Genomic DNA, 26,713 nt, shown 5'->3' with positions numbered 1-26,713 from the left:
GACGCGCCGTGGGTTTCCCCGGCGACTGTTCCTTCGGCATACCTGCATCCTCGTTTCCAAGGTCAGGAGCCTCCGGGATTTCCAGGGCGTTTCAGATTGGCTTCCCACGGTGCGAATCGCCAAACTCCCAACCGCGAAGATGGCCGTCCGAACGCAGGACGTCGCGGTCCACTACAGTCACGCTGCATGGCATCGCGTCTGTACCGCGCCGGGCATGCGGCCATCCGAACTAGCCAAACCGGGCTTGGCGCAACGGGTTGCCGTCGTGAGTAGTGAGGCGCGGGAGGCTCCGGCACTCGGACCAGCAAGGGGTGACCGGTCGCTGATCGAGCGGATCGAACCCCTGGCACGAGCCGCCGGAGTTCGCGACCGCATCAGCGTCGTTCACCTTCGAGACGGCGTACACCGTGCTGCGCACTTTGGGGCGGGGCCCGATACCGAATACGAAATCGGCTCCATCACCAAGACGATGACTTCGCTGCTCTTCGCCGACGCCGTCGACAACGGCAGGTTGAAGGCCGACACCGCGGTTGGAAGCCTGCTCGACCTGGGCAGCAGTCACGCCGCCGGGATCACACTCGAAGAACTCGCCAGCCACCGCTCGGGGCTGCCGCGAATCGCCGACGGATTGAGAGACCGCGCCAAGGCGATCGTTGCCGTCCTGCGCCACCGCAACCCCTACACCGCCGACCTCCCCAGACTGCTCACCCACGCGCGGGCGGCCAAGCTCACCGCGAGGAGCCAGTTCTCGTACTCCAACCTCGGCGCGGCACTACTCGGCCAAGCGCTCGCCACCCATGCCGCAACCGACTACCCAGACGTGCTGGACCGTCACCTGTTCACCCGCATCGGCATGACGCACTCGACCGTCCCCTTGACCAGTCGCGACCTACCCGTGTGCGCAGTCACCGGGTGGAACGCGAACGGTACGCGCGAGCAGGCATGGACATTGGGCGCTTATGCACCCGCTGGAGGAGTGCGCTCGACGCCGGCCGACATGGCCAGCTACGCACAGGCATTGCTCGATCGCACGGCGCCGGGGCTCGGCGCCCTGGAACCCCGTTGGGCAGCTGATGGCCAGAGCAGGGTGGGGTACGCGTGGCTCACCGATCGCATCGACGGGGTGGACGTCACCTGGCACAACGGCGCGACGGGAGGCTTCGCCAGCATGCTGGCCCTCGACCGCGACCATTCCGCGGCGGTGATCGTGCTGGCGAACACCGCCGTTGCAGTCGATGACATCGCGATCGCCCTCCTACTAGATGCACGCGGCGGGTAGCGATTCGCCATCGGTCGGTTCCCGTCAATCACGTCGTTCTGGCCGTCGTCCTCGAGCAAGGCGATGGGGTCAGAAACCCAAGCCTTGGAGGATGAACGAGGAGGAGTTGTACGTGGCATGCACGATGAGGCTTGGCCAGATCGATCCGGTGCGCCAGTAGAGGTAGGTGCTACCGAGCGACATGGCGGCGGCGGAGACGAAGACCACGTTGGGACCGTGGGCGAGGGCGAAGATCAGGGTGGTGCCGATGATCATGACCCAGGGTCCCCAACGGCGCAGGAAGCTCGCGACCACCCCGCGAAAGAGCAGTTCCTCACCGATCGGCTCGATGATGCCGCCGAGCAGCATGACGCCGAGGAAGGAAGCCGGGCCTCCAGTGACGGCCGAGTGGTAGTCGGCCTGCGTGTCGTCGTCCGGGAACAAGGGCGTGAGCACGAGAATCGAGAGCAGCGATGCCACGCCCATGGACACCAGCCCGACCCCAACCCCGACGAACAGCCAGGCGGGGCGCACGCGCCGAAACCCAAACGCACTCAGCGGTATACGCCCTACGAAGAGTGCGGCTGCGAGGGCCAGCGCCGGGACAATGGCCGACAAGGCGAGCTGAGCCAGACCGGACGGCTTCGGCGGAAGGGCGAGCAGATAGAGGCCAAGGCCCCCGGCGAGGTAGAGCACGACGGCGGTAACGCCCGCGGCGATGAGCTCGGGCCAGCCGACGGTCCGAGTGCGGGGTACGGCGGTGGTGGTCACGGTTCGTTCCTGTCATCTGGGAAGTGTTGGCTTCTTGCGGTCACCGAACCCAGTGAACGACCTGCCCTTGGGTCAGGGTCAAGTCCAGAGTCCTCTCAGGACTCGTCGCGACGCTGGATCATCGAGTGGGCGAGGGCAAGCGCTCGGAGTTGCCCCCCGTTGAACGCCACCGCGGCGGCCAAACGGAGCGCCTCCTGGGCGAGGGAAAGAAACCCTGATAGAAGAGGGGGCGACGCTCAGTTGGTCGAGCGATCGTCGCCATCGGTTCGCCGCTATCGAGGGTGCGGCCGAGGCAGCGGTGGTAATCACTAACAGGTGGCTGCACCGAAAGTGACCCAAAGTCCGGATGCCGGGACAACCACCGCGTGACCCGCGGATAGAAGACTTGCGATCGGTGCAATACGTTTTTGCATTGCCATGGGCCTGGACCTACATGGTCAGCGTCGTCATGGATGACGCCGGCGTGCGGCGCGCCCCCGTGATGACGCGTTCGACTCTCTTCTCCGGTTCACAATCTCGACAGGGTCGATAGTGCCGACTGCGTTCGCGTGCCGGGCTCGGCGGTGAAGAGCACCAACGAGGTGTCCGAGTCCGGAATCGCGAGTAAATCGCAGTGCATCTCGATCGGCCCCACGACTGAGTGCTTCATCCTCTTGATCTGATGACGTGGTAGCACTACGTCGACCTGGTGCCACAGATCCTCGAATTCCGAACTCCGAAGACGTAACTCAGCGATCAAACTGCTGATGCCGTCGTCGCGTGGATATCGTGTCGCGGCCAGGCGCAATTGACTCACGGCGAAGCGTGCGAAATCTTCGCTGCCCGTGACCCCGAAATGGCGCCGAGAGACGTCTGGCTGAAGAAAGAAGTTCCTCATCAAATTGCGCTCGCTAGACGTCCGCGAGAACGGATCCCCAAACAGAGCGGTCGCCAATTCATTGCAACCGACGAGGTCATACTTTGCGTCCAGGACGAGCACCGCTGTACCAGGCATGCGGTGGATCAGCTCCGGGATCCCAGGAGCCGAGCGCCTGGTCATGCGTCCGTCACGTTCAACACGTCCGGAAAGGCTCAACAAGAGGGACCGCTCGTCTTGATCCAGTTGCAGCGCGCGGCTGAGACCGTCGAGCACTCCCCCCGACGGCCGGGACGCTCGAGCTTGCTCAAGGCGGGTGTAGTACGACGCCGAAATGTGCGCCATTGCCGCGACTTCCTCACGCCGCAGGCCGGCAGTACGCCGTCGGCCATCGTTCGGCAACCCGACGTCGGAAGGCGTGAGTCGAGCCCGTCGGTCCCGCAGGAACCGAGCCAGTGGCCGTTGATCCATGACCCCATGATGCCTCTGACGCAGGCCTGATGGCTGACACAACCTGTGTCTGGTTCGCCGAGTGCCGCCCAGCCACAGTGGAGCACATGAACACCACACCGAACGTCGCTCTCGTCACCGGCGGCAACAAGGGAATCGGCCTGCACATCGTTCGACAGCTGGCCGAACGCGGCGTACACGTCTACCTGGGGGCACGGGACCCAGCACGAGGACGAGCCGCAGCGACGAAGCTCGCGGAATCAGGACTCGACGTCGAGTTCCTCCACCTCGACGTCACCGACCAGGCGGTCGTCGCCGCAGCGGCCCACTACGTCGACCAAACCGACGGCCACCTGGACATCCTGATCAACAACGCCGCCATCACCAGCGGAATGGACCCGGCGTCGAAAGTGACCACTCAGGACCTACGCCGGACATTCGAAACCAACCTGTTCGGAGTCGCGACTGTCACCAACCAATTCTTGCCGCTGCTCAAACGATCGACCTCCCCACGAGTCGTCAACGTCTCGAGCGCAATGGGATCAATCGCCCTGATAGCCGACCCGCAAATCGAAATCACCAAGCTGAATGAAGCCGCCTACCAGATTTCCAAGGCAGCGTTGAACGCCCTCACAGTCCTGTACGCCAACGAACTGCGCCCCGACGGCGTGAAGGTGAACGCGGTATGTCCGGGATACCGCGCCACAGAGCTCAACGGTGGACAGCCCACCCCGGGTGCAGGCAACCCTGCAGACGGAGCAACAGTCGCCGTGACCATGGCCCTCATCGCGAACGACGGACCGACAGGTCAGTTCACCGGTGATACCGGTGAGCAGTACCCGTGGTGAGGAAACATCCAATCCATGTCGAAAGGGCTCGACACCTGACAGCCTGCAACGCCACTGTCAGCCCGATCAGCCTGACATCTGCTGCGGTCGACGCCGATGCAGCAGCCCATCGATACGCGCCGCCGCCGACGACGACGGCCGGCGCCGAAGCCGGATCACCGGATCAGCTATCCGCGGACAACCCGTCTCTGAACGACAGCTCGACGGGCGGGAATCGTGGTTAGCACTTCGACGCGCTGCAGCCCAAGACGGAGAAACGATGCCCGAGAACCCTATCGACAATCGCCCCGAAGCTAAACATGAATCGGCCATCCCTAACGAGCCGTTTGGAGTATCGCGGCGCAGTTTCATCGGGTGGACCGGCACCGCTGTCGTGGTATCGGTGGGCGGTACCGTCCTGGTATCGCGGCTCGCCGACCGCAGCCCAGAGTCTGCTGCTACTGCGACCGACATTCCGGTGACGTTACGTGTGAATGACACCGAGCACACAGTCAACCTTGATTCGCGAACGACGTTACTGGACGCACTGCGCGATCGCATTGGACTGACCGGCACCAAGAAGGGATGCGACCACGGGCAATGCGGTGCTTGCACGGTGCACGTCGACGGACGGCGGGTACTGTCGTGCCTGACCTTGGCGGCAACCGTGCAACGCCGCGCGGTCATGACCATCGAAGGCCTCGCCGACGGCGATGAGTTGCATCCCGTACAGCAGGCCTTCATCGACAACGACGCACTTCAGTGCGGTTTCTGCACACCCGGCCAGATCATGTCCGCCGTGGCCGTCATCGAGGGCGGACTCACCGGCACCGACGAAGAGATCCGCGAGCAGATGTCGGGCAACATTTGCCGCTGCAGCGCTTACCCATTCATCGTCGAAGCCGTCAAGGCGGCCAACGATCGGATGTCCTGATATGCGACCCTATGGCTATACCGTGGTCGATTCGGTGGCTGCAGCTACCGCCCACGGCGGCTCGGCCAAGGCGTATCTCGCCGGTGGCACGACCCTGGTCGACCTGATGAAGTTGGAGGTTCTGACCCCCGAGCAGGTAATCGACATCAACGGCTTGCCCTTGACCGGCATTACGGTCGGCACCGCCGGCCTGCGTATCGGTGCACTGGAACGCATGAACGACGTCGCCGAACATCCGTCCGTGCGACGCGATTTCAGCCTGGTCAGCCGAGCGCTGGAACTGAGCGCCTCCCCACAATTGCGCAACATGGCCAGCATGGGTGGAAACCTGTTGCAGCGCACTCGATGCAGCTACTTCCGCGATGTATCGATGCCATGCAACAAGCGCAAGCCCGGGACCGGCTGCCCGGCCATCGCCGGCTACAACCGCGCCCACGCCGTGCTCGGTACCAGTGACGCCTGTGTCGCCACCCACGCCAGTGACGTCGCCGTCGCACTGGTGGCCGCCGAGGCAGCGGTGGAACTGAGCGGTTCAGACGGTGAGCGCAGCGTCGCCCTCGAACAGTTCTACCGCAAGCCCGGCGCGACACCGGAGGTGGAAAGTAATTTGAAGCCGGGAGAACTGATCACCGCCATCACCGCACCCCCGTTTCCCGCGGGCACCAGGACGGGCTACCTCAAGGTGCGCGATCGCCAGTCCTACGAATTCGCGCTGACCTCCGTGGCCGTCGCGATCACCCTGCGTGACAACGTCATCACCCGCGCTCGCCTGGCCGCCGGTGGGGTGGCCACGGTGCCATGGCGGCTGCCTGACGTGGAGAAGGTGCTGACGAACCGGCCCGCCACCTTGGCCACCATCGAGGCTGCCGCCCAAGCAGCGGCCACCGACGCGCGACCGCTGAGCCACAACGGTTTCAAGACTCATCTGTTGCGCCGAGCGATCGTCCGAGCCCTTACCGACGTCACGGGCATCGCATGACCCCGTCACCGCTGGGCGGCGAAATCTCCCGCGTCGACGGGCGGGCCAAGACGACCGGTGCGGCGCGGTACTCGGCGGACTACCGGGAGCCCGATCTGGTCCACGCCGTGCTGGTGTCGGCCACCACCGGCTTGGGCACCATCACCGCGATGGACACCGACGCGGCAACGCGTGCACCGGGTGTCCTCGCGGTGTACACCCCGTTCGCTCCGCTGCGACTGCAGCCTGTCGCCGAAGATGCGCTCGGCGAGAAGTACCGTCCGCTACAAGACCGTGAGGTGCGTTTTCACGGCCAGGCCATCGGTGTGGTGGTTGCCGACACCTTCGAACATGCGCGCGATGCGGCAGCCATGATCACCGTCGACTATCAGTCCCGAACTCCCAGAACATCTCTCGCCGATGCCGGGCCAGGGGTCAGCATTGCCGTGCCGGAATCGGGCAACAAGACCATCCTGGCGCCGGGGATCGCCTCGATCGAGGCCGCGCTACGCGACAGTGAGATCACCGTCGAGACCACCGTCACCCAACTGGCCCAGCATGCCGCGGCGATGGAACCGCACGCGTCCGTGGCGGTCTGGCGCCAAAACGTCCTGACGCTCTACACAGGCACGCAGTTTCCCGGCCGGGCCATCGCCGGCATCACCGGCGCGCTCGGGCTGACGCCCGAGCAGCTGCGGATCATCTCGACATACGTCGGTGGCGGCTTCGGCAGCCGCGTGCTCCCGTGGTCGGACGTCATCCTGGGCGCAGCGGCGGCCCGTGAGCTGAACCGTCCGATCAAGTTGATCTTGACCCGCAGCCAGGTCTTCACCATCGTCGGGCACCGCTCGGCGGTTCGCCAGCGAGTGCGCCTGGGTGCGCGCGCCGACGGGACACTCACGGCGGTCAGCCACGAATCCGACGCCGAGGCCCCAGCGGTGGGCGGCTGGCCCATGCGCACCGCTGCCGAGACCACCGCGGCGCTGTACCGCACCCCGAATCTGCATGTGGACCAACGCCAGGTCACTCTGGACACTCCGCCGAGCTGGGCGATGCGGGCGCCCAATGAGGCGCCCGGAGCGTTTGCGATCGAAACCGCGATGGATGAACTGGCGGTGGCGACCGGCGTCGACCCGGTGCAGTTACGGATGCGCAACTACGCGACGACGCTGCCCGGCACCAATCGCCGTTGGACCAGCAAAAGACTCGATGAATGCTACCGACTCGGCGCCAGTCGATTCGGCTGGGAACGCCGCGCCACCACCCCCGCAACGATCCGCGACGGCCAGTGGCTGATCGGCACGGGGATGGCTACGGCGATCTACCCGGCCGCCGGCCGTTCAGCGAACGCGGTTCGGGTGGGGTTTCGCGATGACGGCACCGTACTGGCGTCGACGAGCATCATGGACATCGGCACGGGTGCCGCGACCGCACTGGCGATCGTCATCGCCGACGCGGTCGGCCTGCCGGTGGACCGTATCGTCACCGAGGTGGGGGACACCATCCTGCCGCCCGGGCCCGGCGCCGTCGGCTCCCGCGCAACCGGCAGCATGGCTCCGACGGCCCGGACCGCCGCACGGGCCGCGATCGACAATCTCGTCAGGGTCGCCTCGACGAATCCAGCTTCGCCGCTGGCAGATTCGGGCGCACCAGTGTCCTACGCTGCCGGCACGCTGCGAGCGGGCAACGCGCGCATCGGTTTCGCTGATCTGCTACAGAGGATGCGAATGCCTGGAATCGACGCCATCCACAGCAGCGACGACAGCATTTCTCCCCAGTTCGCGGCCCATGGATTCGGGGCGCACTTCTGCGAGGTGCGGGTCAACTCGTTGACGGGGGAAACGCGCGTCGCCAGATTCACCACCGTCGTGGACATCGGTCGGGTGATCAACGCCAAGGCCGCCCGCAGCCAGGTGGTCGGAGGCGTCATCTTCGGCATCGGGCACGCCTTACTGGAGGCCGATCCGATAGACCCTTCGGGCCGCTTGGCGGCGACCAACCTGGCCGACTACGTCGTTCCGGTCAACGCCGACGTTCCGTTCGTCGACGCGGTATGCCTCGACGGCGACGACCCCGATTTCAGCGACGTCGGAGCGCGGGGCGTCGGCGAACTAGGCGCCGTGGGATCTTCGGCAGCAATAGGCAATGCCGTATACAACGCCACCGGTATCCGTGTCCGTGACCTGCCCATTCACCCGGAGGCCCTGCTGCGCTGATGACCTCACCCAAACACGGCTACGAACTCGATTCGGGATCAGCGGCAGGCCCGGGTTGCGCCGCCAGACTACGTCCGACGCCATTGGCGACCTCCGCGGCGAGTTCGTCGACCGCGATATCGCGGGCCGTCGAGAACGCCATCATCGCGGTACCCCGCAACAGACCGATGATCGCCACCGCCGCGACGGTCGGGTTCGTCTCCCGACGAATCGACCTGTCGGTCAACCCCTCCCTGATGTGCCGTTCGAGAAGCTCGCGAAACCACGCATCACGCTGGGCGAACAACGGTTGCAGCGACGGCTCCGCCCCGGTCGACTCGGCCCACAGCTTCAAGAAGGCCTCCGACCGCGGCGATCGCTCGTGCATTCCCCTCAGGTACGCCTCGACGAACTCGATCAAGCGCCCCAACCCGTCGGAGGATTCGGTCGGCACGTCGAACTGCTGGGTGTACTGGAGGAGCTCCTCGAGCAACCGCGCCCTGCTGCCGAAATGGTGATTGACGATGCCGCGGCTGTACCCGGCGGCTTCGCCAACGGCCGCCACCGTCAGCGCTCGCGACCCGTGCACCGCGACCAGTGCCGTCGCGGCGTCGAGCACTCGCTGCCGCGTCGCAGCGCGGCGCTCGGCTTGAGTCCGCCGGGCCGCACGATCGGTTTTCATGGCGGTCATTCTTGCCCACCGCCCGTCGGTGGGTTCCCGTATGTTGCGTGTCGACTAGCAAGTAAGTACCGACTAGAGGAGTTCCCATGTCAGTTCTCGATGCATCCGATCTCGAGCGTTTCGTCGCCGCCGATCCCAACGGCCCGGTGGTGATGCTGAACCTGTTGCAATTCGTGCCGGACGGCACTGCCCGGTACCTGCAGTACATCGAGCGATTCACGACTTCCGGACTCAACGAGCGGTACGGGGTCACGATCATCTACGCCGGCGCCGGCCACCCCTCCCTAGTCGCGACGGAACTCGGCGACTGGGACATGGTGCTGCTGGTCAGCTACCCCACTCGGCAGAGCTTCGTCGACATGGTCAACGACCCCGAATACGTGGCCTTCGAGCACCTGCGAACCGAGGCACTCGCGCGCGCCGTCCTGCAGCCGACCGTCCCGGCCATGTGACCCGGGTGGCTACTCGGCGTCGTTGAGGATGTCGAAGCACTCCAGCAAGGTGGTGATCTGTCGAGCGGTCAGCCGCCCGAGGCGATCGTGGAGCATGGGTTGCACACGCCCCTCCACCTCGGAGATGGCGACCTCGGCCGCCGGCGTGAGGTTGAGGTAGGACCGCCTCGAGTCGGCGGGGTCTACGGCCCGTACCACCAATCCGGCTTTGGCCAGCTTGGTCACCGCGCGACTGACCACCGACGCGTGCAGGCCCAGATCTCGAACGAGGTCGCCCGGTGCGTCCACGCCGAGTTCGATCGACCGGAGTATCAGGAAATCGACGAGGTCCAGTTTCGCCACTGCCGCAACGTGCGTTCGAGCAGCACCCAAGACCGATTTGTTCAGTCGATACAGCGCATCGAGTAGTCGCATCTCGACGGCGCGTTGATCCCTGGTCACCGGCATCACCATATCAATGCAATCTGTCAACTATTGACTTTCGTCAACTATTTGCCCACCCTGATGGAATGCCCGCGACACCACCCGCCTCTGCCCGGATAGACCTCCATCACCATGCGATTCCGCCGCAACTGTTCGGCGGAGACGTCGCGGGCGCGTTGACCGCGAATTCGGGCTGGAAGTTCACGGAGGACTCGCCGGCCTGGAGTCCCGGCGCGAGCCTTGCGTTCATGGACGCCATGGGGATATCCACGGCGATCCTGTCCCTTCCCAATGACATCGAGTCCTACCTACCGGCAATGACCCGCCGTGGGTTCGCTCGCGAGATCAACACGTTCTGTCGGCAGGTCGCCGACGAGCATCCCGGCCGCTTCGGCTTCTTCGCCCACCTGCCAACGCCGACCGACCCGGACGCGGCGCTCGAGGAGGTGGCCTATGCGCTGGACGTGCTGGGCGCGGACGGCGTCACCGTGACCAATGTCTACGGAACCGGCGAGAACGCCCGGTCGCTCGGTGACGCCGTGTTCGAACCGTTGTGGGCCGAACTCGACCGGAGGAAGGCCGTCGTGTTTCTCCACGGCGAACAGACCCCCGGGCGCAACCCAGCACCGAACGAGTTCCTGACGGTACCGGTGGTGGAGGTGCCCAACGAGACCTACAAGGCCGCGGCCGACCTCGTCACGAGCGGGCGCAAGCGTCAGTTCCCGAATGTGCGAATCATCCTGTCGCACTCCGGCGGAAGCACGCCTTTCCTCGCGTCCCGGGTGGCCGGACTGTGTGCGTTCCACACGGACTGCGATCTCAGCGCCGACGAGATCATCGCCGACTTTCGCACCTTCTACTACGAGACCGCTCTCTCGGGATTCGAAACGAACCTCGTGGCCCTGGAGAACTTCGTACCGGTGGACCACATCCTGTTCGGCACGGACTTCCCGGCGGTTAGCCCGTCGGCTGCGGCCTGGTACACGCGCAACGTCGACGCTTACTTCGCCTACAGACCCGACGCACTGGCAACCGTGATGGAAGGCAACGCGCGCGAACTGCTTTCGCGGGCCGTATCGAACTTAGCGTGACGAATCGACCGCACTCCGGTCACGTCGGCCCGACAGTCGCACTGATCCACCCATCGTCCCCGGACTCCGAACGTGCAATCATGCTGTGCGACACGAGGGATTCGACTGCGTGCCGACTCCGTCGATCTCGACCCGCACGGTCTGGCCGGACAATAGAGGATTGCCGGTGTTCTCGGCCACGCCCGCGGCGGCTATCCGCGAGGACGGTGCTGTCCCGTCCCGACGCTGGAGGTGATCAGAACCCGGATCGCCAGGATGGCGAGGTGCACCCGCAAAAGACATCCCGGTTGCTCGACATGATTGACCGGCAACGCACAACCGGTATCACGGTGTTGTTGTGCCTAAAGCAACATGCAGTTCCGTCCGTACATCGTCTTGCGGTATCCATCGCCATTGCTCGGTGTTAGTCGCAGGCGTCACGGCGGCGTGTCGTCGGTGGCCGGTCATCCACCGTGCGACAGGAAGGGCGTACGTGGGCGCCGCGATGGTGGCAGCGATTGGAGGACGGGGTTACATCGCGGCCGCCCGGTGTCTTCTCTTGCGCCTTTCGGTTGCCGCGGTGCTTGCGGTGATCGGTGTGTAATCGCGGTGGCGAACGCTGGGGCGGCCGATCAAGCCTGACAAGCGGCTCAGCGGGCGGCGAATTGAACGCCGACGAGTTCCTCCGACTTTTCCCAGACTCGCGCGGCCTCCTCCTCGTCGCGAGCGGGCCGGTAGACCTGCTGTTCGGCGGCCGGCCCCGACAAGTGAAGAAAACCACTGGGTCCGTAGAATTTACCGCCTTCGGCCTGCGGATGCGTCGCTGCATACAGGGCGGGGAGCATTCCCTCTTCAGCCGACCGGTTCAGCAGGCCGAGTCGAGCGAACACCTTCACCATCCGGAAACCGGCCGTGTCACGGGAACGGCCCATATGCGGCTGTGCCTTCAGAAGATTGGTAGGAGTCACCCCGGGGTGGGATGCATTACTCGTGATGCCCCACTCAGCGGAGCTGCTGCGCCGATCGAGTTCCAGGCCGAACATCAGATTCGCGATCTTGGACTGGCTATACGCCTTGGAGTCCGAATAGGAGCGTTCGAAGTTGAGGTCGTCCCAATTGATCCCGTTCGTCTGCGCCGAGACACTCGACTGAGTGGTGACACGCGCGTTGCCGGCGCTCAGCAGGGGCAGCAGCCGGGCAGTGAGCGCAAAGTGTCCCAGATGGTTGGTCCCCCACTGGAGTTCGAAGCCATCCGCGGTGGTCTGTCGGTCGGGTGGGCTCATGACCCCGGCGTTGTTTATCAGTACGTTGATTGGGCGTCCGACGCTCATCAGACTCTGAGCGAGATCGGCGACGGACCGCAGAGACGACAGGTCCAGCGGAAGCATCTGAATGTTCGCTCCGGGAGCCACGGCGCGGATCTCGCGGAGCGCCCTGTCTCCCTTGGCGAGGTTGCGCACCGGAAGCACCAGGTCGGCGCCGGCGCGGGCCAGTGTGGTGGCGAGGGCATACCCAATGCCGTCGGTCCCACCCGTTATCACCGCTAGACGCCCGCGCATATCTGGAACGAAAGCCTCTGTTTTCCTGCTCATTCCGCTCTCCTCGGCTTCGCCCATCCGTACTGATGTCCCGACTATGTCACGCTGCGGGAAACGGGTTCAGGCCGCGCTTATCCCCTGACTGACGGTCCCCCGGTCGGCGTCCACGGATGGCGGATCCGCGGACGCGCAGGTCCTTCCACGGTTCTGTAAGGGGCCGCATCATCGACACGTGATGTCCCTGGATGTCGATTTCGACCGCTTGGCGGAGTTGCTGCGAGCGCGGCGCCGAGCTCTGCAGCCCGAGGACGTCGGATTCACCCGTGGTAGGCGCCGGCGCACTCCCGGGCTTCGTCGCGAGGAAGTCGCAGAGCTCTGCTCGATATCGACCACCTATTACAGTCGGCTTGAACGGCCCCGGGCCGGCAGCGCGACCGGACCTCGCCCGTCGCCCGCCACTTTGGCCAGTATTGCGCGGGGTCTTCGGTTCACACGTGAAGAACGTGACGCGTTGTTCGCGGCGGCAGGCTATGCCGCCGGGATGGACGTGGGCTACGCCCACGTCCATCCCGGAGTGATGCTGTTGCTCGACAGGCTCGCCGACACACCCGCGCACTCCGTCGGTCCGATAGGCGAGGTGTTATGGCAGACACCAGCTTCCAAAGCGTTGATCGGGGATCTGAGCAGACATACCGGGCGGGCCCGCAGCGGTTACTATCGCTGGTTTCTCGACCCCAGCGAGCGGCAACGCTACGCGCCGATCGGTCACCGTGCGATCAGTGTGGAGATCGCGGGCGAACTGCGACGTGCACAATCGAGTACGCGAGTCAGCCAGTCCGTGACCGATCTGGCCATCGTATTACTGAGCCGCAGTCCGGAATTCGCGACACTATGGAGGGGTGAGGACCTGGGAGACCAACCGTTCACCATCGAGCGGCGTTGCTTCATCCATCCATCTCTGGGTCCGCTCGAGTTGCAGCGCGAGGTCCTTGTCCTGGCCGACGGTAGCCAGCGGGTCATCATCTACCATGCGGCTCCGGGTTCAGCCGATGAAACAACGTTGCAGCTGTTGTCGGTCATCGGCAACCACCGATTCGACTGCTGATACACCAGATCATTCACGGCCTGCCGTTGACATCCTGGCGTCGGACCGGCGCTTCGGCAGGGCTGACGTAGGTTGGAGCGTCACGCTGGTATTCGTGTGGCGCGGCACAGAGTGCTGCGAATTTGGCCCGGCTTTCGGTCGCGGAGTCGGCGGTGAACACGAGCAACGTGTGCGAGTGCGCCACATCGTGGAGAACTTGGCACTGAAGATCCAGAACGCCCAACCGCGGGTGCACAATCCGCTTGTCCAGCTCATGAGATTGATCGACGTGGTGTTGCGCCCACTGCTCTGCGAACTCCGGGCTGCGCTGGAGTAGCGCGTCGATGATCTGGGCGGCCCGGGACGTCGCTCCGTCACGGACATATGCAATGCGGGCGCTCGCGACGAAGGACCTCCCGACCTTCGGGTGATCCTCGACCGGATACACGCCACGCGCGGCCTCGTCGGTGAACCACCGGTAGAGGACGCTGCGGTACAGTCCTTCGTAGCGTGTCTCGTCGCCGAGAAGTGCTCGGGCAGGCGGGGTTTGGACCAGAGTCTCCCCCGATGCCGACATCACCTGCGCCGGCGTGTCCTGTAGGCGATCCAATATGCGCATCATTGCCGCGCTGACCTCGGTGCCGACTGGTGTGCGCGCAGGCGCATTGTGTCCTGCCAGGCGGAACAGGTGATCACGCTCGTCCAGCGAGAGACGTAGTGCCTTGGCCAACGAGGCCACAACCTCCACCGAAGGTTGCGAAGCCCGCTGCTGTTCCATCCGGGAGTAGTAGTCAGTGGAAATCATCGCCAGCGACGCGACCTCCTCGCGACGTAGTCCGCTGGTGCGACGTCGCAGGCCGCTGGGCAACCCGATGTCTTCAGGAGTCAGCGCCATTCGCCGGTTACGGAGGAATTCGGCAAGTTGCGGTTGATCCATGTTCCCATTCTTCCTGCTCCCCAGTTGGACATCCAGGGACTCGCACACCCCCGGTGGTCGACCCGTCGACGGCACACGGAGAGATGTCATCCGCGGACCGACCGGCCCCTGGTAGGCCCTGCAATTGCGCTTTCAATACCGGCATGACACTTCGTGAGACGTCGTCTGCCCACCATCGGCACACCGCAGTTCACATTGGCGAGCCCATTCACCGCCCACACCATGAAAACGCACCGGCGACTCGGCGCGGCGACGCGGCCGCCCTGTTCCGTGCGTGGCTGCGGCACCCACTGCGCACCGCGGCGATCGCACCGTCGAGCGCTGCCCTGACTCGACTGATGACCAAGGATGTCGCCGCGTCGGATCGTGTGGTCGAACTCGGGCCCGGCACCGGTGTTTTTACCGACTCCTGGCAGCTGACCGATCGCCCCGGAGATCGATGCCGTCGTCAGCGGCCTGCCGCTGTTGTCCATGCCTGCCGATGCGGTCGCAGGAGTACTCGCAACGGCGGTATCGGCACTGCGACCACGGGGACGTTTCCATCAGTTCACCTACGGACCGACCAGTCCCGTCCGTCCGAATCTGCTTGCAGCACTCCGCTTGCGCGCGACACGGATCGGCTGGACGCCACGCAATCTTCCGCCAGCCTCGGTGTACCGGATCGAACGCCAGTCCGAGAATCAAGGGCATTCGCAAAGTGTTCCTGCTGCATTGGAATCAACTCGCCCTCTCACGATTCGGCGATACCCTCATCGGTTCGGCAATGATGACGCGTAGCGTCAACCTGGCCAGCGAGAACGCGCAGGACCGCAACGTCCTCCAGATTGCCGTGGTCGCAGCGGCGTGCATCGGCGTCTACCTGGCCGCGACCAGCGCCTGGGCGATGTCCGACAACTCGGACTCACCATCGACTGTGTTCGACGAGGCATTCCGCGCACTCGATCACATCTGAACAATCCAGGCACGACCGGGCACCATCTGATCCTCGAAGCACTCTGCTGGAGCCGTACGGTAGGGATCCCGGCCGTCACGCATCACAGCTTGCGCGCGCGGTAGAGGTGTCATCGCCCAGTAACCAGTAAGTGGATCCCATGACTCCGGGCCATCGATCACCCGCCTAATCCATGATTCACGCGATGTTCCTACAAGAAACATGACGCCCACGTCGAGAACCCACAGGCGAAGGCGACCGCACCGCGAGGCAAGCCTGTCGAGAGATCAAAACTACTAATGCAAATGAAGAATCTTTAGTTGTACTTCATCGGCGCACCGCCATAGCGTCGACGCATGAGCTCGCCGCTGGCCATCGGATTCCTCACCTCGATCGCGCTGATTGCCGCCATCGGCGCGCAGAACGCGTTCGTGTTGCGCCAGGGCATCCGCCGCGAGCACGTCCTGCCGGTGGTGGTCCTGTGCATACTTTCCGACGCCGTGCTGATCGCGGCGGGCATCGCGGGCGTTGGCGCGCTCGTCGGGGCACACCCCCGTGCACTGGACGTCGCCAAGTTCGGCGGCGCCGCATTCCTGATCTGCTACGGACTGCTGGCGGCACGACGGGCGTGGAAACCCGCCGGCCTGAGCCCCTCGGACGCCGCACCGGCCAGGCTCTCCGCCGTGCTGCTGACCTGCGCTGCGCTGACTTTCCTCAATCCGCACGTGTACCTCGATACCGTGGTGCTGCTCGGAGCGCTGGCCAACGAGCACGGCGACCAGCGATGGCCCTTTGGCGCCGGCGCGGTCACGGCGAGCGCAGTCTGGTTCACCGGCCTCGGGTTCGGCGCCCGCCGGCTGGCGGGGCTCTTCGCAACACCTCGCACGTGGCGGGTGCTGGACGGCCTCATCGCCGCGACCATGCTCGCCCTAGGCGCGTCCCTCGCCGCGTCCTGAGGACCCGCCTCACGGCCCGAGGACGATGCCGAACCCGCCGCCGGTGAAGCACGCCGAACTGCTGCACCAAGTGCCATAGGAACCCAAGCTCGACCTGACCGGCGGCGCACCGTGAGTGCCGCGGATGTCGCCCTGGGCGCACACGACCGTGCCGCTGGAGTCGTTGCAGTCGGCCGCGGCCTCGGGCGCGCCGACCAGCGCAAGCCCGGCGAGCATCGCCACTGAGGACACGATCCCGATCGAACGCATGTGGTCTCTCCTAGGTGCACCCTCCAGCATGTACCGCGAACCGGTGCGTCAGCTCTTCTTGCTGGGAATGACGATCACCACGATCAACGTGATGATGCTGAAGAACAGTCCGAGGATGCCCCAACCGATCGCACTGCGACCCTTGGTGCCCGCGATCACCGCACAGATGACGGCGGCGATGATGCTGCCGATCGCGACGAAGATCCCCTTGATGCCGCGCAGGATGAACCCGGCCGCCTCGACGTTGTCCGAAGCCATTAGTACGACGCTGTGCAACACGACGGCCACCTCCACCAAACCGTCGACGACGGTCGCCGACGTCCACCGATTACCCCGGCTCTGCCGATCGAACCCCGACCCGGGCACCTGGGTCCGCGTATTCAGCTGCCTCACAGCGACTCCGCATTTCATCTTGGCGCCGGACGGCGTTCACCGAGACGCCCCACGATGAGCCGGTGACCGAGATCGACCTCACGTTGCTCGACGTGCCCCGGCACGACCCGATCCGCCACGCCGACGCCTACCTGCAGGCCGCCATCGCGTGGCACTTCGGACCCGATACCGGCTCACCGTTCTGGTTGCGCACCGCCGAGCAGCTGGACTTCGACCCCGTGACCGACGTCCGCACCTACTCCGACCTACGCCGGTTTCCCAACGTGCTCGACGAATTACGGAGTGTGCCAGTCGAAGACCTGATCCCCCGCGGATACGGCCACCCGCTGCCCGTCCCGCGGGTCTACGAGTCGGGCGGGACGACGGGTGCGCCGAAGCGGACCGCCCAGCTGCCGGACTGGGTGGAACAGGTCACCCGCTGGCAGGTGGAGGACTTCACCGCCGGCGGCTTCGTCCCCGGCGCCGGGCTGGTGTGCATGATGCCAAGCGGCCCCCACGGCGTCGGGCACTTCGACCGCGCGGTCGCCGAACGCCTCGGTTCGACGTTTCACTCCATCGACCTCGATCCGCGCTGGGTGAAGAAACTGGTCGCCAGGGCCGCGACCGGGGAGGTGGCCGCCTACGTCGAGCACGTCGTCGAGCAGGCGAGGTTCATCCTGGCGACCCAGACCGTCGCCAACCTGCACACCACCCCTCCCCTACTGGAGGCCATCGCGCGCGACGGCGCCTTGGTCGACCTGGTGAACGAGAAGATCCGCTACGTCCTGCTCAGCGGCGCCCACGTCGACCTCGACACCCTCGACATCCTGCGCGAGGTGTTCCCGGGCACCGCGATCACGACGGTTTTCGGAAGCACGATGATCCTGTCCCAGGCCGCCACCAGGGCCACCGACGACGGCGGGTTCGTCTTCGACCCGCGGTCGCCCTACGTGGTGTTCTGGGTGGTCGATCCCGACACCGGCGAGCAGGTCGCCCACGGAGAGCGCGGGCAGGTGGTGATGAACCACGTCGGCAAGGGGATGTTCCTGCCCAACAACCTGGAGCGGGATACCGCAATCCGCGTTCCTGGGCCCGCCGGTCAGATCGGCGACTCGATCGGCGAGGTGGCACCGGTGGCGGTCTTCGATGGGGAACCCGTCGTCGAAGGCGTCTACTGAGCGTGGACCTCGTCAAGCTCGATGCGCTCGGCCCTGACGGCGAACGACGCACGCGCAGAACCGAACTCATCACCGACACCCGTGGTGATCCGGTGGCCGAACTTGCGATGGTGCCGCCGCTCTACGTCACCCGCACGGTCGACGCGCAGCGTCGGGCGCACCCCCTCGGGCCGCACGACCGCGAGGCGGCGCTCGCCAAGGCCGCCGAGCTGTTCCGATCCTCGCGCATCGCCGGGCTGGAGTTCGACGATTACGTCACGGCGACCTGCCGGGTGAGCGGGTTGCCGATGACCGTGGCCCGCGACGGTGGACACGTCGTCGCACGCTCACTCGCGACGGTGTTCGAGGCCACCCGACCCGCACGGCCGACCGGTGCCCAGCTGGACTGGCGCGACGTCGGCCCGGAGGGCGGATCGGTATGGGCGCGCCGGGGCGAGGTACTCGCCGTCCATGCCCCTGGCAACGCACCGGGAGTGCACGGACTGTGGCCCGAGGCCCTCGCACTGGGCTACCGCGTCACGGTCCGGCCGTCGCGACGCGAACCGTTCACCGCACACCGCCTTGTCCTCGCGTTGCGGCAGGCCGGTTTTCGCGACGTGGACGCCGCCTTCCTGCCGACCGACCACGCCGGGGCCGACGAACTCGTCCGCACCGCGGATCTTGCCCTGGTCTACGGCGGCCAGGAAGTTGCCGAGCGGTTCGCCAACGACCCGACGGTGCTGGTGAACGGTCCGGGCCGAACCAAGATCCTGATCACCGCGGAATGCGACTGGCGCCCACACCTCGACGTCATCGTCGAGTCGATCGCCGGACTCGGCGGAATGGCCTGCGTCAACGCCACTTCCGTGTTGTGCGAGGGCGATCCCGAACCACTGGCCCGGGCCATCGCCGAACGGTTGGAAGCCATCGAACCGTTGCCGAACCTCGACGAGCGCGCGGTGTTGCCCACCGTGCCGATCGCCACCGCCCGCGCCCTCGCCGCACACCTGGCCCGCTGCGCCGTGGCCACCGAACCCCTGCTGGGCGCCGACCAGGTGGTGGCCGACCTCGGCGACGGATACGCCGCGTTGCGCCCCGCCGTCCACCTGACCCGTCGTCCCGCCGCGAACGCCGTCGACGTCGAACTGCCGTTTCCGTGTGTGTGGGTATCGGGCTGGTCGAGGGAAGATGGGCTGGAACGATTGCGAAATTCTCTGCTGGTGAACGTGATTGGAACCGACGACACCCTGCTCGACGAGCTGCTCGCCGAGCCGACGATCACCAACGTCTATCGCGGTGACGTCACCACCCAGTACGGCAAGCCGCACATCCCGCACGACGGGTTCCTCGCGGACTTCCTGATGCGCAACAAGGGATTCATCCGGACGTAGCCTGAGCGCCGACCCAGGGTCGGACGCAGCGTGTGGACTGGCACCGTCCGATGACCGCGCCGGAAGGAACCGACATGACAGAGCACGACACGATCCTCGACGAGGAGCACACGGACTCCGCGCCCGCCCGGGACGTCGAGGTCATCGAGATCGTCCACGACCGGGGCATCGCCGTCCGGAATCTGCTGGAGCGCCAACTCGGCGCGGGCCAGGCCCTCGGTGCCCACCTCGTCGGCGCCACGACCGACGCCTCCGTCGCCATCGCCCATGCGCCGGCCGGCGTCATCGACGAGATCCGTGGCGGTGCCACCCTGCCTGCCGCGCTCGCCCACACCCGCAGCGAGGTGGGCGGTGTCGTCAACCGCACCGGCACCCGGGTCCGAGCGGCGATCGGCGAGTACGTCGGACACCAGGCGACCCTGCCCAACGCCTTCGTCGCCGGTGCCTCCGACGTCGCCGAGACCGTGCTGCGCGCTCAGGGCAACGTGGCGGCCACGGCCATCGACTCCGCGTTCACCGTCGCGGCGACCGCCACCCGTGGCGGCAACCTCCGCGACGCCGTCGACCGCGAGCGACGCGACCTCGCGGCGCAGGTCGACGCCGCGCGCGCCGACGTCGCGGCCTCGTGGGAACGCGCGGCCGAGGAGATCCGGGCGGCCGTCGAGGATTACGTCGAGGACGACGCCGAGTACCTGGAGCCGTTCTCCGACGAGGGCTAGCGGCGCCACGTCGCGCGGGCGAACCCTGTTCGACGGCCATTCCAGCGAACACCGATTACGCTCGGCGCGTGCCATCGAACTGGTCTCGACGGAGTTTCCTCGCCGTCACCGCGGGACTCGCCGTCACCGCCGCCGCCTGCCGCTCGGAGAAGCCGGGAACGGTGGCCGGCGACGGGTCGGTCACCGTCCCACACGTCTTCGGCAAGACCAAGATTCCCGCACCACCCAAGCGCGTCGTCAGCGCCGGCTTCACCGAACAGGACGACCTGCTGGCCCTCGGCGTCGTCCCCGTCGCCATCACCGACTGGTTCGGCGGTGAGCCCTTCGCCACATGGCCATGGGCGCAGCCCAAACTCGGTGCCGCGCAACCGGCGGTGCTGAACCTCACCGACGGCATCCAGGTCGATCAGATCGCCACGCTGAAGCCAGATCTCGTCGTCGCCATCAACGCCGGGCTCGACCAGGACACCTACACCAAGCTGTCCGCGATCGCGCCGACCGTCGCGCAATCCGGGCAGAGCGCCTTCTTCGAACCGTGGAAGACCCAGGCGAACACGATCGGGCAGGCCGTGTTCAAGTTCGACGACATGGCCAAGCTCGTCGCCGACGTCGACGCCAAGTTCGCCGACATCGGCAAGAACCACCCGAAGTTCAACGGCAAGAAGATCGTCGTCGTCAGCGCCAAGGCGTACCAGGATCAGTACGACCTCACCCCGCCCGGTTGGCGCACCGAATTCCTCACCCAGATGGGCTTCACCACGCCCGACGCGCTGCAGAACCACGTCGCCGACGACCGCGCCAGAGTGCCGAAGGACCAGCTCGCCGCGGTGCTGGACGCCGCCGACGTCGTCGTGTGGAAGACCGAGAGCGACGAGGAGCAGGCCGCGCTGACTGCCGATCCGATGTTCGCCGCGCTGAAGTCGACCCGAAGCGGCACCAACGTGTTCACGGGCAAGGACCTCGCCGGGGCACTCGCCTTCAGCTCGGTGCTGTCCTACCCGGTGGTCGCCGAGCGCTTACCACCGATGATCTCCAAGGTGCTCACCTGACAAGATGACCGGGTGACCAGCCAGACACCCGAGAAATCGCATCTACCCACAGGATTCGCACAGGTCGGTTCGGCCTACTATCCGATCCTCGTCGCGGTCTTCACGGCGCTGGTGATCATCTCCAACGTCACCGCCACCAAGGGCGTGGCCTTCGGGCCGGTCATCACCGACGGCGGGTTCATCGTGTTCCCGCTGACCTACGTCATCGGGGACGTGCTCTCGGAGGTGTACGGGTTCAAGGCGGCGCGGCGCGCCATCTTCCTCGGCTTCTCGATGAACATCCTGGCCGCCCTGGCTTTCTGGGTGACGATCTACCTGCCCGCCGCCGACTTCTACGAGAACCAGGCCGCCCTGGAGAACGTCGTGCACGCCTACACCCAGCTGATCATCGCGGGACTCGCGGGCTTCATCGTCGGGCAGACCATCAACGCCTGGGTCGTGGTGGCGATCAAACAGCGCACCAAGGAGAAGCACCTGTGGGCCCGGTTGGTCGGGTCGACGTTCGCCGGCCAGCTCGGTGACACCCTGGTCTTCTGCAGCATCGCCGCGGGCGCCATCGGCATCACCACCTTCCGCGACTTCGCCGTCTACACCGCGCTCGGCTGGCTCTACAAGACCGCCGTCGAGATCGTCATGCTGCCCATCACCTACCGCGTGATCGCCGTCATCAAGCGCAAGGAGCCGACCTACGAGCCGGCGGTCTGATGACGGCCGTCCACGACTGCGGGGACCGCGCGCTGCTGCTCGACGTCGACGGCATCGACGAGGTGCTGTCCTGGTGCGATGCCCTTCGGGCTGCCGAGCTTCCCGGTGTGGTCGACGTCGTGCCCGCCGCGCGGACCGTGTTGGTGACGCTCGACGACCCGGCGCGGCTGGCGCCGATCAGGGCACGATTGGAGACCCTGCACGTACCGCGATGCCCGGCCGACACCCCGCCCGCCGGGCATCGCGCCGACGTGACGATCGACGTCGTCTACGACGGTGAGGACCTCGCCGAGGTGGCGCGGCTGACCGGCCTGACCACCGACGAGGTCGTCGTGGTGCACACCGCCGCCCCGATGCGGGTCGGGTTCGGCGGTTTCGCTCCCGGTTTCGCCTACCTGGTCGGCGGTGACGAACGGTTGCACGTCCCACGACGTGCCGAGCCCCGCACCCGCGTGCCCGCCGGATCCGTCGGTCTGGCAGGTGAATTCAGCGGCGTCTACCCCAGGGAGTCACCGGGCGGTTGGCAGCTGGTCGGCCACACCGATGCGGTGCTGTGGGACGTCGACCGCGACCCGCCCGCGTTGCTGGTCCCCGGCACGTGGGTTCACTTCCGGGCGATCGGGTGAGTGCTCCGTGCCCACGCTGGAGATCCTGACCACCGGCCCCCTCGCATTGGTCGAGGACCTGGGCCGGCCGGGCCTGGCGCACCTGGGAGTCACCCGCTCGGGGGCGGCCGACCGGCGCTCCCATGCGCTGGCCAACCGGCTGGTGGCCAACCCCTCCGACCGGGCCACCATCGAGATCGCGTTCGGCGGATTCTCGGCCCGCGTGCACGGCGGGGACGTCGCGGTCGCCGTCACGGGCGCCGACGCCAACCCCGCCGCCGACGGAGTTGCGTTCGGCCTCAACAGCGTTCGACACGTCCGCGACGGTCAGGTGATCACGCTCACCGCGCCACGCCGCGGCCTACGCAACTATCTGGCGGTGCGTGGCGGCATCGACGTCACGCCGACACTGGGGTCCAGGAGTCACGACGTGCTGTCGGGGATCGGGCCGCCACCGCTGCGAGCTGGTGACGTGCTGCCGATCGGGGCGCACACCGAGGAGTTTCCGGAGCTGGACCAGGCACCGGTGGCCGAGATCGGCGAGGACGTGCTCGAACTCGCCGTGGTCCGCGGCCCGCGCGCCGGCTGGTTCACCGACGCGGAGGCATTGACGGGCACGGACTGGGTGGCGTCGGACCGCAGTGACCGGGTGGGGATCCGGTTGACCGGACGCCCGCTGCACCACCGCTGGCCCGACCGCCAGCTGCCCAGCGAGGGTGCCGTGCGTGGCTCGATTCAGGTGCCGCCCAACGGTTTGCCCGTGATTCTCGGCCCCGACCATCCGGTGACCGGAGGCTATCCCGTGATCGGCGTCGTGGTGGATCGCGACCTGGATGCGATCGCGCAGGTGCGACCAGGTCAGCACGTGCGGATGCAGTGGTCGCGGCGCGGACCGTCTGCCTGGTAGGAACGAGGTGTGCTGCACACCGCGCGCCTGGTTCACACCTCCGATCTCGACGACGAGACCCGCGAGGACGCCCACCGCATGCTGGTCGGTGCGTTCGGGGACGGCGAGATCGACTTCGCCGACGACGACTGGGAGCACGCCCTCGGCGGGATGCACGCGCTGATCTGCGTGCGTGGCGCACTGATCGCTCACGGCGCCGTGGTGCAACGACGGGTGATCCACCGGGGTGCGGCCCTGCGCTGCGGCTACCTGGAGGCGGTCGCGGTGCGGGAAGACTGGCGCGGTCAGGGCCTGGCGTCGGCTGTGATGGACGCCCTCGAACAGGTGCTGCGGGGCGCCTACCAGCTTGGCGCGCTGAGTGCCTCGGAGGCGGGCCGGCCGCTCTACGCGTCGCGGGGCTGGCTGCCCTGGCAAGGCCGGACGTCGACGCTGAGCCCGCACGGGGTGGTGCCCACCCCTGGCGACGACGCCTCGATCTTCGTGTTCCCGGTCAGCGTCGAGCTCGACATCACCGGCGAGTTGACGTGCGACCATCGCGACGGCGACCCATGGTGAGATGCCTGGCGGGCAGCCCTCTGCCACCTCACCACCGGGCCGGGCCCGGGGTGAGGCGAATTTCACGGCTGGGTCATGGGCGACGTGTCGCGACATCACTGGGCAATGCCTAGGTAACCGCCGCGAAACACCGAGTGCATTCACTGGGGGCATGCGTGACCCCGATTGGGCCCCCCTCACCGGATTCCGGGTGGCGGTGACCTCAGCCCGACGTGCCGACGAGCTGAGCACGCTGTTGCGCCGCCGAGGCGCGACCGTGACCAGTGCGGCCGCCATCGCGATGGTTCCGCTACCCGACGACGACGAGCTCCACCAGAACACCGAGGCCCTGATCGCCAGACCGCCGGACGTCGTGGTGGCCACCACGGGCATCGGCTTGCGCGGCTGGATCGCCGCCGCCGACGGCTGGGGCGTGGCGGCCGACCTGACGGCCGCCCTCGGCAAGGCCCGCGTCGTCTCTCGCGGACCCAAGGCCACCGGCGCCCTGCGTGCCGCCGGACTCCCCGAGGAGTGGTCCCCGGACTCGGAGTCCTCCCGCGAGGTGCTGCAGTACCTGCGGGCCGGCGGCATCGCGGGCCTGCGGATCGCCGTGCAGCTGCATGGCGCCACCGCGGACTGGGATCCCTTTCCCGAGTTCTGCGACGAGCTGCGCAACGCGGGGGCCGAGGTCGTGCCGATCCACGTGTACCGCTGGCGCCCCGCACCCCGGGAGGGCGCGTTCGACGCGCTGGTCGGCGGTATTGCCGAGCATCGCTTCGACGCCGTCAGCTTCACCTCGGCGCCCGCGGTGGCCTCGATGCTTATGCGCGCCGCCGAGCTCGGGATGGAGAACGAGGTGCTGGCGGCGCTGCGCACCGACGTACATGCCATGTGCGTCGGCCCGGTGACGGCCCGGCCTCTGGTGCGGCTCGGCGTGCCGACCTCGGCGCCCGAACGGATGCGCCTCGGTGCGCTGGCCCGCCACATCACCGACGAGCTGCCACTGCTGCAGTCGCGGACGGTCGCGGTGGCCGGGCACGTGCTCGAGATCCGCGGGACCTGCGTGCTGGTCGACGGGGTGGTCAAGGAACTTCCGCCGGCGGGCATGGCGACGATCCGCGCGCTGGCACAGCGACCGGGCAACGTGGTCTCGCGGGCTGACCTGCTTGGCGTCCTGCCCGGCGGCGGCACCGACACCCACGCCGTCGAGACGGCCGTCCTTCGGTTGCGAACGGCATTGGGCGACAAGAACATCGTCACGACCGTGGTGAAGCGCGGCTATCGCCTCGCCGTCGACGACGAGCCGGCGGGTGCATCGTGAACCCGCTACTGGTCGCCCACGGCACCCGCAAGGGCCAGGGCGTGGCCATGATCGCGGACCTGGCCGAGCGGGTCGGCACTCGACTCGGCCGACGCGTGCACACCGCGTTCGTCGACGTGCTGGGGCCGACTCCGGCCGAGGTGCTGTCGGCACTGCCGGACGGGCCGGCCGTCGTCGTTCCGGCGTTCCTGGCCAGTGGCTACCACGTCCGGGTCGACATCCCGACGTTCGTCGCGGGCAGTGGACATCCCGACGTCACCGTCACAGATGCCCTCGGGCCCTCGCCGAACGTGGTCAGGATCGTCACCGATCGACTCGTCGAAACCGGTTGGCAGCCGGGTGATTCGGTGATCCTGGCCGCGGCCGGCACCTCCGATCCTCGCGCGCTGCGGGATCTGCGGATCACCGCAGCCATGCTGTCGGCCGCGATCGGCGACCGGGTCGAACTCGCCTATGCCGCGACCGGTGAGCCACGGGTCGCCGACGCCGTGGCCGCGCTGCGCGCCAGGGGCGCCCGGCGGGTGGTCGTCGCGTCGTACCTGTTGGCCGACGGCCTCTTTCAGGACCGGCTCCGAGCGTCCGGCGCCGACGTCGTGACCGGGCCACTGGGCCCGCACCCCGGCATGGCGCGGCTGATCACCAGCCGGTTCCGCCGCGCCCTGCTACCCGTCGCCGCGTCCGCCTGACCAGCCTTCCTTGACGCTCGTCACTTGGTGACATACCGTCGCGGGTGTCACTAAGTGACAGAAGCGGGAGGTGATCCGGATCGACGACAGGCAGGCGCAGACTCGGCTGACCATCTCCAGACTTGCCGCCGCCCTGTTCTGGGAGCGGGGGGTGGCGGCCACTAGCGGTGACGACATCGCCGCGGCCGCAGGGCTTTCCACGCGCACCATTTGGCGGCACTTCCGTACCAAGGAAAGCTGCGTGGAACCGCTGCTGGCCAAGTCCACGCACCGCTTCCTCGACATGCTCGACCGGTGGCCGCCCGCGCTGTCGCTCGGCCAGCACCTGGCCGCCGACGCCATCGCGCACCCCTTCTCACCCCAGGACGTCGAAGACGAGATCGCCGCGATGCGCATCAGCACGCTGACCGACACCGAACCCGCGATGCGGACCGCCTACCTGATGGTGCACGACGAACTCGAGCGTGGCTTCATCCCGGTGATCGCCAAGCGGCTCGGGCTGGCCGACGACGACCTCACCGTCCGGCTCTGCGCGGCCGCGGTCACCGGGGCCTTCCGCGTCATCGACGAGGACGTCAGCAGGGCCATCGTCCTCGAGGGCCGATCCGTGACCCAGGACGAGGCGCTGGCCCTGATCGACCGCGCCATCCTCGACGCCACCAACGGTCGCCTGGGCGGACCCGTCACGGCGTAGCC

Annotated in this window: 29 protein-coding genes; 21 read left to right on the top strand and 8 right to left on the bottom strand. The window is 66.8% G+C overall.

Annotated elements, in window-relative coordinates:
- The first annotated feature begins 265 nt into the window (after nucleotides 1-265).
- A complete protein-coding gene (locus SBI80_RS22420; protein ID WP_318977022.1) occupies nucleotides 266-1,279 on the top strand; it encodes a serine hydrolase domain-containing protein in 1,014 nt (337 codons plus the stop codon).
- 69 nt (nucleotides 1,280-1,348) lie between these two features.
- Here SBI80_RS22420 and SBI80_RS22415 read toward each other — a convergent pair whose 3' ends face one another.
- Both SBI80_RS22415 and SBI80_RS22410 read right to left on the bottom strand, forming a co-directional pair.
- On the bottom strand, nucleotides 1,349-2,029 hold the full coding sequence (locus SBI80_RS22415) for a CPBP family intramembrane glutamic endopeptidase (protein ID WP_318977021.1): 681 nt from the start codon (nucleotides 2,027-2,029) through the stop codon (nucleotides 1,349-1,351).
- A 508-nt stretch (nucleotides 2,030-2,537) separates the two neighbouring features.
- Nucleotides 2,538-3,356, bottom strand: coding sequence for a helix-turn-helix transcriptional regulator (locus SBI80_RS22410; RefSeq protein WP_318977020.1), 819 nt, complete (start codon nucleotides 3,354-3,356; stop codon nucleotides 2,538-2,540).
- Between the two features lie 86 nt (nucleotides 3,357-3,442).
- Here SBI80_RS22410 and SBI80_RS22405 point away from each other — a divergent pair, with 86 nt between their 5' ends.
- From SBI80_RS22405 to SBI80_RS22390, 4 genes are all read left to right on the top strand, one after another.
- Nucleotides 3,443-4,183, top strand: coding sequence for an SDR family oxidoreductase (locus tag SBI80_RS22405; RefSeq protein ID WP_318977019.1), 741 nt, complete (start codon nucleotides 3,443-3,445; stop codon nucleotides 4,181-4,183).
- 259 nt (nucleotides 4,184-4,442) lie between these two features.
- Nucleotides 4,443-5,096, top strand: a complete 654-nt coding sequence (locus tag SBI80_RS22400) for a (2Fe-2S)-binding protein (RefSeq protein ID WP_318977018.1) — start codon at nucleotides 4,443-4,445, stop codon at nucleotides 5,094-5,096.
- Between the two features lies 1 nt (nucleotide 5,097).
- A complete protein-coding gene (locus SBI80_RS22395) occupies nucleotides 5,098-6,075 on the top strand; it encodes an FAD binding domain-containing protein (protein WP_413232777.1) in 978 nt (325 codons plus the stop codon).
- On the top strand, nucleotides 6,072-8,270 hold the full coding sequence (locus SBI80_RS22390; protein WP_318977016.1) for a xanthine dehydrogenase family protein molybdopterin-binding subunit: 2,199 nt from the start codon (nucleotides 6,072-6,074) through the stop codon (nucleotides 8,268-8,270). The genes SBI80_RS22395 and SBI80_RS22390 overlap by 4 nt, the downstream gene beginning before the upstream one ends.
- A gap of 19 nt (nucleotides 8,271-8,289) precedes the next feature.
- Here the strand turns inward: SBI80_RS22390 and SBI80_RS22385 are convergent, their stop codons facing one another.
- Entirely contained in the window at nucleotides 8,290-8,931 is a 642-nt protein-coding gene (locus tag SBI80_RS22385) for a TetR/AcrR family transcriptional regulator (protein WP_318977015.1), read from the bottom strand.
- 86 nt (nucleotides 8,932-9,017) lie between these two features.
- Between SBI80_RS22385 and SBI80_RS22380 the strand changes: the two genes are divergently transcribed.
- Entirely contained in the window at nucleotides 9,018-9,383 is a 366-nt protein-coding gene (locus SBI80_RS22380) for a hypothetical protein (RefSeq protein ID WP_318977014.1), read from the top strand.
- 9 nt (nucleotides 9,384-9,392) lie between these two features.
- Here SBI80_RS22380 and SBI80_RS22375 read toward each other — a convergent pair whose 3' ends face one another.
- Nucleotides 9,393-9,824, bottom strand: a complete 432-nt coding sequence (locus SBI80_RS22375; protein ID WP_318977013.1) for a MarR family winged helix-turn-helix transcriptional regulator — start codon at nucleotides 9,822-9,824, stop codon at nucleotides 9,393-9,395.
- A gap of 68 nt (nucleotides 9,825-9,892) precedes the next feature.
- On the opposite strand from SBI80_RS22375, the gene SBI80_RS22370 reads away from it, so the two are divergent.
- Nucleotides 9,893-10,897: an amidohydrolase family protein gene (locus SBI80_RS22370; RefSeq protein WP_318977012.1), complete on the top strand. Its 1,005-nt coding sequence runs from the start codon at nucleotides 9,893-9,895 to the stop codon at nucleotides 10,895-10,897.
- A gap of 629 nt (nucleotides 10,898-11,526) precedes the next feature.
- On the opposite strand, the gene SBI80_RS22365 is transcribed toward SBI80_RS22370, so the two are convergent.
- A complete protein-coding gene (locus tag SBI80_RS22365; protein ID WP_318977045.1) occupies nucleotides 11,527-12,468 on the bottom strand; it encodes an SDR family oxidoreductase in 942 nt (313 codons plus the stop codon).
- Between the two features lie 181 nt (nucleotides 12,469-12,649).
- On the opposite strand from SBI80_RS22365, the gene SBI80_RS22360 reads away from it, so the two are divergent.
- Nucleotides 12,650-13,519: a helix-turn-helix transcriptional regulator gene (locus tag SBI80_RS22360; RefSeq protein WP_318977044.1), complete on the top strand. Its 870-nt coding sequence runs from the start codon at nucleotides 12,650-12,652 to the stop codon at nucleotides 13,517-13,519.
- Nucleotides 13,520-13,532: 13 nt separating this feature from the next.
- Here the strand turns inward: SBI80_RS22360 and SBI80_RS22355 are convergent, their stop codons facing one another.
- Entirely contained in the window at nucleotides 13,533-14,435 is a 903-nt protein-coding gene (locus tag SBI80_RS22355) for a helix-turn-helix transcriptional regulator (protein ID WP_318977011.1), read from the bottom strand.
- 763 nt (nucleotides 14,436-15,198) lie between these two features.
- Here SBI80_RS22355 and SBI80_RS22350 point away from each other — a divergent pair.
- Entirely contained in the window at nucleotides 15,199-15,387 is a 189-nt protein-coding gene (locus tag SBI80_RS22350) for a hypothetical protein (protein WP_318977010.1), read from the top strand.
- A gap of 335 nt (nucleotides 15,388-15,722) precedes the next feature.
- The gene (lysE, locus tag SBI80_RS22345) at nucleotides 15,723-16,322 is read left to right on the top strand and encodes an L-lysine exporter (protein ID WP_318977009.1); all 600 of its coding nucleotides are present in this window, start codon (nucleotides 15,723-15,725) and stop codon (nucleotides 16,320-16,322) included.
- 9 nt (nucleotides 16,323-16,331) lie between these two features.
- Here lysE and SBI80_RS22340 read toward each other — a convergent pair whose 3' ends face one another.
- The gene (locus SBI80_RS22340; protein ID WP_318977008.1) at nucleotides 16,332-16,571 is read right to left on the bottom strand and encodes a hypothetical protein; all 240 of its coding nucleotides are present in this window, start codon (nucleotides 16,569-16,571) and stop codon (nucleotides 16,332-16,334) included.
- 48 nt (nucleotides 16,572-16,619) lie between these two features.
- Nucleotides 16,620-16,964, bottom strand: a complete 345-nt coding sequence (locus SBI80_RS22335) for a deoxyribodipyrimidine photolyase (RefSeq protein ID WP_318977007.1) — start codon at nucleotides 16,962-16,964, stop codon at nucleotides 16,620-16,622.
- A gap of 62 nt (nucleotides 16,965-17,026) precedes the next feature.
- Here SBI80_RS22335 and SBI80_RS22330 point away from each other — a divergent pair, with 62 nt between their 5' ends.
- The 11 genes from SBI80_RS22330 to SBI80_RS22280 all read left to right on the top strand — a co-directional run bounded on the left by SBI80_RS22330 (nucleotide 17,027) and on the right by SBI80_RS22280 (nucleotide 26,711).
- Entirely contained in the window at nucleotides 17,027-18,121 is a 1,095-nt protein-coding gene (locus tag SBI80_RS22330) for a phenylacetate--CoA ligase family protein (RefSeq protein ID WP_318977006.1), read from the top strand.
- A gap of 2 nt (nucleotides 18,122-18,123) precedes the next feature.
- On the top strand, nucleotides 18,124-19,491 hold the full coding sequence (locus SBI80_RS22325) for an aldehyde dehydrogenase family protein (RefSeq protein WP_413232776.1): 1,368 nt from the start codon (nucleotides 18,124-18,126) through the stop codon (nucleotides 19,489-19,491).
- A gap of 74 nt (nucleotides 19,492-19,565) precedes the next feature.
- Nucleotides 19,566-20,210, top strand: coding sequence for a hypothetical protein (locus tag SBI80_RS22320; protein WP_318977005.1), 645 nt, complete (start codon nucleotides 19,566-19,568; stop codon nucleotides 20,208-20,210).
- A 68-nt stretch (nucleotides 20,211-20,278) separates the two neighbouring features.
- A complete protein-coding gene (locus tag SBI80_RS22315) occupies nucleotides 20,279-21,259 on the top strand; it encodes an ABC transporter substrate-binding protein (protein ID WP_318977004.1) in 981 nt (326 codons plus the stop codon).
- Between the two features lie 12 nt (nucleotides 21,260-21,271).
- Nucleotides 21,272-21,964, top strand: a complete 693-nt coding sequence (locus SBI80_RS22310) for a queuosine precursor transporter (RefSeq protein WP_318977003.1) — start codon at nucleotides 21,272-21,274, stop codon at nucleotides 21,962-21,964.
- Entirely contained in the window at nucleotides 21,964-22,590 is a 627-nt protein-coding gene (locus tag SBI80_RS22305) for a 5-oxoprolinase subunit B family protein (protein WP_318977002.1), read from the top strand. Before SBI80_RS22310 ends, SBI80_RS22305 begins: the two co-directional genes overlap by 1 nt.
- Before the next feature lie 7 nt (nucleotides 22,591-22,597).
- Nucleotides 22,598-23,476 (top strand): 5-oxoprolinase subunit C family protein, encoded by an 879-nt coding sequence (locus SBI80_RS22300; RefSeq protein ID WP_318977001.1) that lies wholly within the window; start codon nucleotides 22,598-22,600, stop codon nucleotides 23,474-23,476.
- A gap of 9 nt (nucleotides 23,477-23,485) precedes the next feature.
- A complete protein-coding gene (locus SBI80_RS22295) occupies nucleotides 23,486-24,031 on the top strand; it encodes a GNAT family N-acetyltransferase (RefSeq protein WP_318977000.1) in 546 nt (181 codons plus the stop codon).
- Nucleotides 24,032-24,182: 151 nt separating this feature from the next.
- Entirely contained in the window at nucleotides 24,183-25,331 is a 1,149-nt protein-coding gene (locus SBI80_RS22290) for a uroporphyrinogen-III synthase (RefSeq protein ID WP_318976999.1), read from the top strand.
- Nucleotides 25,328-26,017 (top strand): sirohydrochlorin chelatase, encoded by a 690-nt coding sequence (locus tag SBI80_RS22285; protein WP_318976998.1) that lies wholly within the window; start codon nucleotides 25,328-25,330, stop codon nucleotides 26,015-26,017. The genes SBI80_RS22290 and SBI80_RS22285 overlap by 4 nt, the downstream gene beginning before the upstream one ends.
- 70 nt (nucleotides 26,018-26,087) lie before the next feature.
- Nucleotides 26,088-26,711, top strand: a complete 624-nt coding sequence (locus SBI80_RS22280; protein WP_489685611.1) for a TetR/AcrR family transcriptional regulator — start codon at nucleotides 26,088-26,090, stop codon at nucleotides 26,709-26,711.
- The last annotated feature ends 2 nt before the right edge of the window (nucleotides 26,712-26,713 follow it).

This window comes from Mycolicibacterium sichuanense (assembly GCF_033741125.1).
In the GTDB taxonomy this organism is placed as follows: domain Bacteria; phylum Actinomycetota; class Actinomycetes; order Mycobacteriales; family Mycobacteriaceae; genus Mycobacterium.
This window is presented reverse-complemented; position numbering and strand designations above follow the sequence as displayed.

Bases quoted from the DNA above. Each gene is read 5' to 3' on its own strand.
- SBI80_RS22410 (WP_318977020.1), bottom strand. From the start codon at position 3,356: ATGGATCAACGGCCACTGGCTCGGTTCCTGCGGGACCGACGGGCTCGA.
- SBI80_RS22405 (WP_318977019.1), top strand. From the start codon at position 3,443: ATGAACACCACACCGAACGTCGCTCTCGTCACCGGCGGCAACAAGGGA.
- SBI80_RS22400 (WP_318977018.1), top strand. From the start codon at position 4,443: ATGCCCGAGAACCCTATCGACAATCGCCCCGAAGCTAAACATGAATCG.
- SBI80_RS22395 (WP_413232777.1), top strand. From the start codon at position 5,098: ATGCGACCCTATGGCTATACCGTGGTCGATTCGGTGGCTGCAGCTACC.
- SBI80_RS22390 (WP_318977016.1), top strand. From the start codon at position 6,072: ATGACCCCGTCACCGCTGGGCGGCGAAATCTCCCGCGTCGACGGGCGG.
- SBI80_RS22385 (WP_318977015.1), bottom strand. From the start codon at position 8,931: ATGAAAACCGATCGTGCGGCCCGGCGGACTCAAGCCGAGCGCCGCGCT.
- SBI80_RS22380 (WP_318977014.1), top strand. From the start codon at position 9,018: ATGTCAGTTCTCGATGCATCCGATCTCGAGCGTTTCGTCGCCGCCGAT.
- SBI80_RS22370 (WP_318977012.1), top strand. From the start codon at position 9,893: ATGCCCGCGACACCACCCGCCTCTGCCCGGATAGACCTCCATCACCAT.
- SBI80_RS22365 (WP_318977045.1), bottom strand. From the start codon at position 12,468: ATGAGCAGGAAAACAGAGGCTTTCGTTCCAGATATGCGCGGGCGTCTA.
- SBI80_RS22360 (WP_318977044.1), top strand. From the start codon at position 12,650: ATGTCCCTGGATGTCGATTTCGACCGCTTGGCGGAGTTGCTGCGAGCG.
- SBI80_RS22355 (WP_318977011.1), bottom strand. From the start codon at position 14,435: ATGGATCAACCGCAACTTGCCGAATTCCTCCGTAACCGGCGAATGGCG.
- SBI80_RS22350 (WP_318977010.1), top strand. From the start codon at position 15,199: ATGATGACGCGTAGCGTCAACCTGGCCAGCGAGAACGCGCAGGACCGC.
- lysE (WP_318977009.1), top strand. From the start codon at position 15,723: ATGAGCTCGCCGCTGGCCATCGGATTCCTCACCTCGATCGCGCTGATT.
- SBI80_RS22340 (WP_318977008.1), bottom strand. From the start codon at position 16,571: ATGCGTTCGATCGGGATCGTGTCCTCAGTGGCGATGCTCGCCGGGCTT.
- SBI80_RS22320 (WP_318977005.1), top strand. From the start codon at position 19,566: ATGACAGAGCACGACACGATCCTCGACGAGGAGCACACGGACTCCGCG.
- SBI80_RS22305 (WP_318977002.1), top strand. From the start codon at position 21,964: ATGACGGCCGTCCACGACTGCGGGGACCGCGCGCTGCTGCTCGACGTC.
- SBI80_RS22290 (WP_318976999.1), top strand. From the start codon at position 24,183: ATGCGTGACCCCGATTGGGCCCCCCTCACCGGATTCCGGGTGGCGGTG.